Raw genomic sequence first — 8,848 nt, 5'->3', positions numbered from 1 at the left:
CCGGCGCCCGGGGGGCGGGCGGCGTGCAGCCGCGCAAGGCTGCGGGCGCCGCAGCCGGGGCAGCCGCAGCCGCCGTCCGGCTCGACCTCGGTGAACTCCATCAGCACGGTGGGTCCCTTTCTCCGGATTCAGGAGAGGGATGTGTTCCACCGTCAGCCGACGGAATATCACCTGATAAGTAACAAAATGTGACAAGTCGGTGAAGCGATGGGGGCGTCGGCGTCCGCGCGGCTGGCGGCGGAAGGTCAGCGGCCCGGGCGGGGCAGTGCCGGGGAGAACTCGGGGGGCGTCCAGGTGAGCGGGGTGGCGTGGGCGAGGTCGACCGTGCGGTGGACGGTGTAGTCGACGACCGGGGCGGCCGGGTCGGACCAGTCGACCTCGGCGCGGCCGGTGAGCAGCAGGGCGTCGCCGGTGTCCCAGTCGGGCAGCAGCAGGCCGGCCGCCGGGTCGAGCTCCAGGTTCCCCAGGCTCATGAACATGCTGTTGCCGGCGTACTCCGCCCAGCGCAGCCGGTTCGGCCCCAGCACCTCGACGAAGCCGGGGAAGCCGCCGCGGTGCGAGGCGTCCACCCGGCCGTCCGGGCCGGCGGTGGCCAGGAAGAAGGTGTCGGCGGCTGCGACGGCGAGCTGCCGGGGCAGGGTCAGCCGGTCGCCCGCGGTGGCGGTGGGCTCGGCGGCCGGGAGCTCACGCGGGCTGCGCCGCTGGATGTACTTGGGGCAGTTGGCGTACACCTGCTCGGCGGTGATCCGCAGCCCGTCCGGGCCGTGCGGCACTGAGCGGCCGTTGAGCCGCATCCGGCGCCGCCCGGCCGCGTCCAGGGCGATGGTGCCGACCTCGGCCGGCCCGGCCAGCACCTCGGCGAGCGGGTCGCCGGGCACCGGTCGGGCGGCCACCAGGACGGTGTGGTCGCCGTCGGCGCGGATGAAGCCGGGCGGACCGGCGAGCTGGGTGGCCCAGATCCGCCCGGCCGGGTCGGCGGCGCCGACCACGATCGTCCGCCGCTCGGTGAGGAAGCGGGCGGCGACCGGAGGAATGGTGCGCCCGATCGACCGGCCGGTGTGCTCGGCCCGCTCCTGCTGCCCGGTGCGCCGCTGGACGGCGCGCTCGCCCGCGTGCCACATCCCGGCTCCTAGAAGAATCCGCAGGTGGGGGCGGTGGCGTCAGGTGCGGCGGCGCCGGTTTCGGCCACGCCGGCCGGGGTGAAGATCTCCAGCCGGATGCCGTCCGGGTCGGTGAAGAAGATGCCGCCCGAGTCCGCGCCCTCGCGGTGCGGGACGACCCCCTCGTGGGCGAAGTCGGCGCCGAGCTCCTGGAGGACGGCCTCGGCCGCCCGGACCTCCTCGACGGAGTCCACCCGGAAGGAGAGGTGGTGCAGCCCGGGGGCGCCGGGGGCGAAGCTGCCGGTGCTCTGCTCCCAGAGGGTGAGCACCAGGGCGCCGTCGCGGCCGAGCAGGGCGTGACGGCGGCCGGGCTCGTCGCTCTCGGCGGCCACGTCGAGGCCGAGCAGTCGCCGGTAGAAGGCGACCGAGCGGGTCAGGTCGGTGACGTTCAGCCCGACGTGGCCGGTCTGCAGGGTGCGTGGGGCAAGGGCGGCGGTGGACACGACGCATCACTCCCGGAAGAGGGGACGGCCCGGTCGTCTAACCGGTACTTCGGGACAGTACGGGTTAGAAGATCGGGGCGCAAACCGGTATGGTGTCGTGTAATGGTTAGATAATCCGGCTACTCCCACTGCCAGCGGATGCCGACCTGGCCCGGGGGCTGGTCCGGGGCCAGCACGTGGGCGCTGGCCGAGGCGCCGATCCACAGCTGCTCGCGCTTGCGGTCCACCTCGGCGCACGGCTCGCGCTCGAAGCGCTCGCAATGGGCGGGCACCGCGGCCGGGTCGAAGTGCACCTGCAGCACGTACTCGCGGACGGGCACGGCGAAGAAGCGGCCGTAGTCGGTGGTCGGCCCGGTGTCGGGGATGTCCACCTCGTACTCGAAGACGGTGGAGTCGCCGAGCGCCAGCGGGCGGTCCAGCAGCAGCTCGGCGACGAGCAGACCGCTCTCCGGCCGGCGGCGGACCCGGCCGAGCCGGGCGTGCCGGACGGACGTGATCTCGGGGCAGCCGACGGCGCCCTCGTCCGCCTTGTGCACGACCACGCAGCGGGCGACCCCGCCGACCGTGGCCCGCACGACCTGGCGCATCCTCAGCAGGTGACCGCGGCGGTTGGCGTTCACGAAGTACGAGTCGTGGATCGAGAGCCGCTCCAGGTCGCCGGTGGGCGGCGCGTCCAGCTCCTCGAAGACCTCGGCGATCTCCTGTTCGCCCGGCCAGACCTGCTCCACCCGCAGCGCGTCATGGGTGGTCGGGGCGATCCAGCGACCGCGCGGGCGGGGCGGGCCGAGCAGCGAGGAGAGGGTGCCGCGGCGCAGCGCCAGCAGCTCCTCCAGCAGGTGGACGGCGCGCAGCGAGGCGGCCCGCTCGGGCTGGCTGCGGCCGCGACGCCAGTAACTGAGGGTCGTGACGCTGATCCTGACGCCCTGGTGGGCGAGAGCGGCGCGGATCCGGTCGAGGCTGAGACCGCTGGCCTCGATCGCCGCGTTCAGCACCTCGGCGAAGCCCAGCGCGCCGGGCGCGGGCGGCTGCGGCGCGGGCTGGGGCGGGACCTGGGCAGGTACGGGGGGCTGCCCGGGCGTGCGGGCGGGCACGGGCGCGGCGGCCCGCTCGCCGGCGGGCCGCGGCCGGCCGTACGCGGGCCCCGCGTCGCGCTCACCGACCAGCCTGAGCCGACCCGCGTGCTGCGGCTGCTGAGAACTCATCCGGAAACCTCCCCCACCAGGCGAGTTCGGCGGCGTCGGCCCAGCGTTCCGTGATCGGGCTGCCACACCGAGCTGGGGGCACACCCTACGCACCGTCGAGAGGCTACGTCATCAACTCGGACATATGACAGTGGTCACGACAAGAAAGTCCCAGTTCACGGCGGATAGAAACACAGTCGCAACAGTGCGGCCGGCGCGGACCGGGAGAGGTCCGCGCCGGCCGGGGCGAGGGGGTGTCAGGAGACGGTGAGCGCGGTGTCGTCCACGACGAAGCTGGTCTGCAGCGAGGAGTCCTCGGTGCCGGTGAACTTCAGCGTCACGGTCTGCCCGGCGAAGGCCGACAGGTCGAAGGACTTCTGCACGTAGCCGCTCGCGGCGTTCGCGTTCGAGTAGGTGGCCAGGGTGGTCGAGCCGGCCGCGACGGTCAGCTTGTCGTAGGCGGTGCTGCCGGTCTCGGCGGTGTCCACGTGCAGCCAGAAGGTGAAGGTCGCCTTGCAGCCGGCCGGGATCGACACGGTCTGCGAGACCGAGTCGGTGTGGGCGGAGCCGTAGCCGTTCATCCACGCCTTCCAGGAGCCGCCGTGCGCGGCCTCGGAGGCGCTGTTGTCGACGACGCCGGAGGAGGCCGTCCACGGCGCGGCGGTGCCGGTCTCGAAGCCGGCGTTGCCGAGCAGCTGGGCGGAGGTGCAGCCGCCGGTGGGCGGCGGGGTGGTGCCGCCGAGCAGGGCGGTGGTCAGCGAGTCGGCGACCGGGGTGCCCCAGCCGGTGACCTGGTCGTAGCCGGTCTTGGTGGAGAAGTCCTGGTTCTTGCCGGTGGTGACGTCGTGCAGCACGGTGCCGTAGCTGCTGGAGTTGGCCAGCGAGTAGAGCTTCGGATTGGCCTCGCCGAGCACGGCCTGGCCGGCCGCCTTGGCCTTCTGGTTGAACAGCGCGGTGTAGCCGGACCACAGCGGGGCCGCGGCGGAGGTGCCGCCGTAGACCTGCCAGCCGCCCGTGGTGTAGATCGCGAAGCCGCTCGCCGGGTCGGCGTTGGAGGCGATGTCCGGCACGGTGCGCATGGTGCCGGTGACGCCGGTGCCGGTCTGCCAGCTCGGCTTGGCGAACTGGGTGGAGACGCCGCCGCCCGCGGTGCTCCAGGCGCTCTCCGAGGAGTACGCGTTGCCGCTCACCTTGAGGTTGGTGCCGCCGACGCCGGTGTTGTACGGGCTGGACGCGGGGAAGTCGACCGCCTTCACGGTGGAGCCGCTGGTCGAGCGGGTGCAGTCGCGGGAGCCGTCGTCGCCGGAGGCCGAGAAGATCGAGATGCCCTGGGCGGCGGCCTGCTTGAAGGAGTTGTTCACCGCGGTCATCGAGGACGCGGTGGTGTCCGGCTCGCAGGAGCCCCAGGAGATCGAGATGACCGAGACCCGGTTCTCCGAGACGATCTGGGCGGCCATGTCGATCTCGCCCTGGTCGCTGTTGGGGGCCTCGTAGACCAGCTGGGTGGCCTTCGGGGCGACACCGCGGACGATCTCGCTGTCCAGCTCGACCTCGCCCTGGCCGTCGCCGGGCTTGGCGTCGTAGTTGGCGCCGTCCACCGAGACGGTGGAGACCGCCGGGCCGGTCAGACCGTACTGGCTGTCGTAGGTGCGCAGGTTGGTGGAGCTGTAGCCGTCGAACTCCCAGAGGGCGACGGTCGTGCCGGTGCCGTCCGCGCCGACCTTGTCGAGCCGGTAGGCGCCGTCGTACTGCGCCGGACCGAAGCCGCTCGGCGTCGCGTGGGGGGCGGCCGCCTTCGGCTTGACGGCGCGTGAGGTGCGCACGGTGTGGTTGTCGAGGCCGGAGACGCCCTCGACCGTGCCGGCCAGCTCGGCCGGAACGCTGGCCGCCGCGTCGTTGGCGAAGAAGGTGCGCCCGCCCTGCTGCGGGTCGCTGTACGAGCTCTCGTGGGTGCCGAAGGCCTTCGCGACCTGCGCGGCGGTGCCGCGGACGTTCACCACCTGGCGGTTGGCGCTCACCGAGTCGACCGTCAGGCCCTGGCCGGTGAGGTAGGCGCGGACCTTCGCCACGTCCGCCTCGGTCGGGCCGTACAGCGCGGTGAACTGCGCCGGCGTCAGGTAGCGGCCGTACTCCGGGGTGCCGGGGGTGCTGACCGCCTTCAGGAAGCGGTCGAGGTCGGCGGTGTTGCGCAGCTTCAGGTTCACCGAGACGGACATCGTCCGGTCGGCGGGCAGGTCGCCCTGCTTCTGCGAGCGGGCCACCGCCGGGGTCACGGTGTTCGGCAGGGCCACCCGGGAGGCGGCCTGCGGGGTCGGAGCGGCCTGGGCGGTGGAGACGCCCAGCGAAACCACGGTCAGGGGCAGGACGGCTATGGCCGCGGAAAGAGCGAGCGAGCGGGGTCGCACGGGGTCCTCCGGAAGGTGTGGGGCGTTCCGGGTTCGAAAACGCTTGCACGAAGTTCCCAGAAATCGCCCAGGAATGGGCCCATGCGGCAGCAATCGCTTGCTAAAAAACAGTCAAGTGTGGAATTCAGATCCATCAACAGAATGGATGTGAATTCATACAGTGAATGGCGTCCGGCAGCGCCGCACTACACTCGGCGGCATGGCTGACCCCCGCGACCCGCGACCGCTGATCGGCGAACCGCTCGCCCTCGATCTGCTGAACACCCGCTGGCGCAACGGGCAGCAGGACCTCCTGGCCGACCTCGACGGCTACCGCATCTGGCTCTCCTCGGCCGGCCTCGCCGACCGCTGCCCCGCCGACGAGGCCTCGCTGACCGCGGTGAAGGCCGCCCGCGGCGCCCTCGACCTGCTCGTGGCGGACCCCGGCTCGACCGAGGGCGCCGCCGCGCTCAACGCCGTCCTCGCGCACGGCAGGGTCCGGCACAGCCTCGGCCCGGACGGCCCCGCCGAGACCGCGGAGGCCGACCCCCCGCAGCAGCTCGCCGCCTGGCTCGCCGCCGACGACTACCTCTCGCTGCTGCGACGGGGTGCGCACCGCATCAAGCAGTGCGCACACCCCGCCTGCATTCTGCACTTCTTCGACACATCGCAGAACGGCCGCCGCCGGTGGTGCTCGATGGCGCTCTGCGGAAACCGCTCCAAAGCGGCCCGCCACTACGAGCGGACGGTCCGGGCGGAATCCGCGGCCCAGCGGCTGCCGTAGGGATCCCGGGCCGACGCGTACCTTTGTGCCGCCCGGATCCGAATTGCGCAGTTCCCCGAATCCCTGAGGTGCTCCCCTCCGGGAGCGGCTTCCTACGGCTGGGAGGGGCGGCCGAGCAGGGCGGTGAGGGCGGCGCGGACCTCGGTGCGGCTGGGGTCGACCGCTGCCCAGGCCGCGTAGCCGTCCGGGCGGACGAGCAGCACCGTGTCCCGCAGCTTGCCGTGCGGGTCGGCGGGGGCCGCCGTCACCACGCGGCCGGCCCACTGGTCGGCGTAGGGCTGCTCGTCGTTGGAGACGAGCACCGCCCGGCCGCCGCGCAGCGCCTCGTACAGCCGCGGTGTGCCGCCCGGCTCGTCCACCGCCAGCCGCAGGTCCGGGATGCGCCGGCCGACCAGCGGGTGCGCGTCCCCCGCCGGCGGGTACGCCACCGCGAGACCGGAGACCGCCCGCGCGCCGAACCGGGTGAGCGGGCCGAGCCGGTCCGCTGCGGCGGTCAGCACTCCGCCCGCCAGCCGGGCCGGCAGCGACTGCGCCAGCGCCACCCGGATCAGCGTGCCCGAACTGCGCAGCACGGCCTTCCCGACCGGGTGGCGCTCGCTCTGGTAGGTGTCGAGCAGGGCGTCCGGTGCCCAGCCCTGCACCGCGGCGGCCAGCTTCCAGCCCAGGTTGGCGGCGTCCTGCAGGCCGGTGTTCATGCCCTGCCCGCCGGCCGGCGAGTGGCAGTGCGCCGCGTCGCCCGCCAGGAACACCCGGCCGGAGCGGTAGGTCGGCACCTGGCGCTCGTCGCTGTGGAAGCGCGACGACCAGCGGATGTCGTGCAGGCCGTGGTCGCTGCCCAGCACGGCGCGCAGCAGCCCGGTGAGTTCGGCCGGGTCCACCGGGGCGGCGTCCGGCAGGCTGCGGTGCCGGTCCCAGGCGATCACCCGGTACCAGCCGTCGCCGAACGGGGCGACGAAGGCGAAGCCCGCCTCGTTCGCGCCGACCGTGAGGACCTCCTCCGGCGCCTTCTCCAGCCGGGCGTCCGCGAGCACCACCGAGTCCACCACCGAGGTGCCCGGGAAGGGCAGGCCCAGCAGATCGCGGACGGTGCTGTGCACGCCGTCCGTGCCGACCGCGTAGGCCGCCCGGTACGAGGCCGTCCCACCGTCCTCCCGGACGTCCAGCCGGACCCCGGCGGTGTCCTGCCGCAGACCCACCACCTCGGCGCCCCGCCGGATCACCGCACCGGCCTTCAGCGCCCGCTCCTGCAGCAGCCGTTCGGTGTTCGACTGCGGGGTGATCAGCACGAAGGGGAAGCGGGTCGGCAGATCGCCGAGCTCCACCCGCACCCGGCCGAACAGCCGCAGCGAGGACAGCGGAGTGCCGGTCGCGATCAGGTCGTCGGCCAGCCCCCGGGCGTCCAACTGCTCCAGGGTCCGGGCGTGCACCGCGAACGCCCGGGTGAGGTTGGACTCGGCCCCGCGCTTCTCCAGCACCGTCACCCGGACCCCCGCCGCCGCCAGGTCGCCGGCCAGCAGCAGGCCGGTGGGCCCTGCGCCGACGACCACGACATCGGAGTCGAGCTGCCTGTCAGCCATGTGTCATCTCCCGTTGGTGGTACGGCGAGCGGGCCGCGCGGTTCTCAGTCCGCTCTCAGGCTCCCATCATCCCGGGCCCATCAGCCGCTGTGAGCCTCTTTGCCATGACAGAGCCCGCAACGATCCTGGCCGACACCCCGCCGGGCGGTGACAAGGTACGGACGAGCCTGGTCGAGGTGGTCGTCCCGGTCTACAACGAGGAGCACACCCTGGAGCGGTGTGTCCGGCGGCTGCACGCCTACCTCGCCGAGACCTTCCCCTACCCCTACCGGATCACCGTCGCCGACAACGCCTCCACCGACAGCACCTGGCAGGTCGCGACGGCCCTCGCCGAGGAGATCCCCCAGGTCACCGCCGTCCACCTGGACCTCAAGGGCCGCGGCCGCGCACTGCGGCAGGTCTGGGGCGACAGTGACGCCGACGTCGTCGCCTACATGGACGTCGACCTCTCCACCGGCCTGGAGGCCTTCCTCCCGCTGGTGGCGCCACTGCTCTCCGGCCACAGCGATCTCGCCATCGGCAGCCGGCTGCACCGCGGCTCGGCGGTCGTCCGCGGGCCCAAGCGGGAGTTCATCTCCCGCACCTACAACCTGCTGCTGCGGGCGACCATGGCGGCCAAGTTCTCCGACGCCCAGTGCGGCTTCAAGGCGGGCCGCACCGCGGTGGTGAAGCAGCTGCTGGCCGAGGTGGAGGACAACGCCTGGTTCTTCGACACCGAGCTGCTGCTGCTCGCCGAGCGGTCCGGGATGCGGATCCACGAGGTCCCGGTGGACTGGGTGGACGACCCGGACAGCCGCGTCGACATCGTCCGCACCGCCCTCGACGACCTCAAGGGCATGGCCAGGGTCGCCCGCCGCTCGCTGTCCGGCGGCGGCGCGGTGCAGCCGCCCGAGCGGCCCGGGCAGGACCGGCTGCCGCCCGGCCTAGGCTGGCAGCTCGCCAGCTTCGCCGTGGTCGGCACGGTGTCCACGCTCGCCTACGTGCTGCTCTACCTGGGGGTGCGCCAGCTGGTGCCGGCGCTGGTCGCCAACTTCCTCGCGCTGGCCCTCACCGCGGTGTTCAACACCGCCGCGAACCGCCGCTTCACCTTCGGGGTGACGGGCCGTCGGGACGCTCTCAAGCACCAGATCGAGGGCGGGATCGCCTTCGTCATCGGGCTGGTGCTCAGCAGCGGGGCGATCGCGGTGCTCGGGGCGGCCGCGCCGGCCGCCGGGCACTCGGCCGAGCTCGCGGCCCTGGTCGCCGCCAACGCGCTGGCCACCCTGGTGCGCTTCGTGCTGCTGCGGGTCTGGGTGTTCAACCCGCGGCGGGCCCGCCGG

Annotated in this window: 7 protein-coding genes; 2 read left to right on the top strand and 5 right to left on the bottom strand. The window is 73.2% G+C overall.

What is annotated here, in order from left to right; translation table 11 throughout:
- Positions 1-245: 245 nt before the first annotated feature.
- The 4 genes from KSNIM_RS18745 to KSNIM_RS18730 form a co-directional block, all read right to left on the bottom strand.
- Positions 246-1,121 (bottom strand): pyridoxamine 5'-phosphate oxidase family protein, encoded by an 876-nt coding sequence (locus tag KSNIM_RS18745; protein WP_263104368.1) that lies wholly within the window; start codon positions 1,119-1,121, stop codon positions 246-248.
- Positions 1,122-1,129: 8 nt separating this feature from the next.
- Positions 1,130-1,603: a VOC family protein gene (locus tag KSNIM_RS18740; RefSeq protein WP_263104367.1), complete on the bottom strand. Its 474-nt coding sequence runs from the start codon at positions 1,601-1,603 to the stop codon at positions 1,130-1,132.
- 119 nt (positions 1,604-1,722) lie between these two features.
- Complete coding sequence (locus KSNIM_RS18735) at positions 1,723-2,805, bottom strand: hypothetical protein (RefSeq protein ID WP_263104366.1); 1,083 nt, start codon at positions 2,803-2,805, stop codon at positions 1,723-1,725.
- Positions 2,806-3,041: 236 nt separating this feature from the next.
- Positions 3,042-5,189, bottom strand: a complete 2,148-nt coding sequence (locus KSNIM_RS18730) for a protease pro-enzyme activation domain-containing protein (RefSeq protein ID WP_263104365.1) — start codon at positions 5,187-5,189, stop codon at positions 3,042-3,044.
- A 199-nt stretch (positions 5,190-5,388) separates the two neighbouring features.
- On the opposite strand from KSNIM_RS18730, the gene KSNIM_RS18725 reads away from it, so the two are divergent.
- The gene (locus KSNIM_RS18725) at positions 5,389-5,952 is read left to right on the top strand and encodes a CGNR zinc finger domain-containing protein (RefSeq protein WP_263104364.1); all 564 of its coding nucleotides are present in this window, start codon (positions 5,389-5,391) and stop codon (positions 5,950-5,952) included.
- A 92-nt stretch (positions 5,953-6,044) separates the two neighbouring features.
- On the opposite strand, the gene KSNIM_RS18720 is transcribed toward KSNIM_RS18725, so the two are convergent.
- A complete protein-coding gene (locus tag KSNIM_RS18720; RefSeq protein WP_263104363.1) occupies positions 6,045-7,529 on the bottom strand; it encodes an FAD-dependent monooxygenase in 1,485 nt (494 codons plus the stop codon).
- A 104-nt stretch (positions 7,530-7,633) separates the two neighbouring features.
- Here KSNIM_RS18720 and KSNIM_RS18715 point away from each other — a divergent pair.
- The coding region (locus KSNIM_RS18715; RefSeq protein ID WP_263104362.1) for a bifunctional glycosyltransferase family 2/GtrA family protein at positions 7,634-8,848 on the top strand (1,215 nt) is incomplete at its 3' end.

The organism is Kitasatospora sp. DSM 101779, from assembly GCF_025655475.1.
Lineage (GTDB): Bacteria > Actinomycetota > Actinomycetes > Streptomycetales > Streptomycetaceae > Kitasatospora.
Note: the sequence above shows the minus strand (reverse complement) of the source record. Positions and strands in the feature narration are given on the sequence as shown.

What these genes read in the sequence shown, in the direction of transcription:
- KSNIM_RS18745 (WP_263104368.1), bottom strand. Translation starts at nt 1,121, where the DNA reads ATGTGGCACGCGGGCGAGCGCGCCGTCCAGCGGCGCACCGGGCAGCAG.
- KSNIM_RS18725 (WP_263104364.1), top strand. Translation starts at nt 5,389, where the DNA reads ATGGCTGACCCCCGCGACCCGCGACCGCTGATCGGCGAACCGCTCGCC.
- KSNIM_RS18735 (WP_263104366.1), bottom strand. Translation starts at nt 2,805, where the DNA reads ATGAGTTCTCAGCAGCCGCAGCACGCGGGTCGGCTCAGGCTGGTCGGT.
- KSNIM_RS18720 (WP_263104363.1), bottom strand. Translation starts at nt 7,529, where the DNA reads ATGGCTGACAGGCAGCTCGACTCCGATGTCGTGGTCGTCGGCGCAGGG.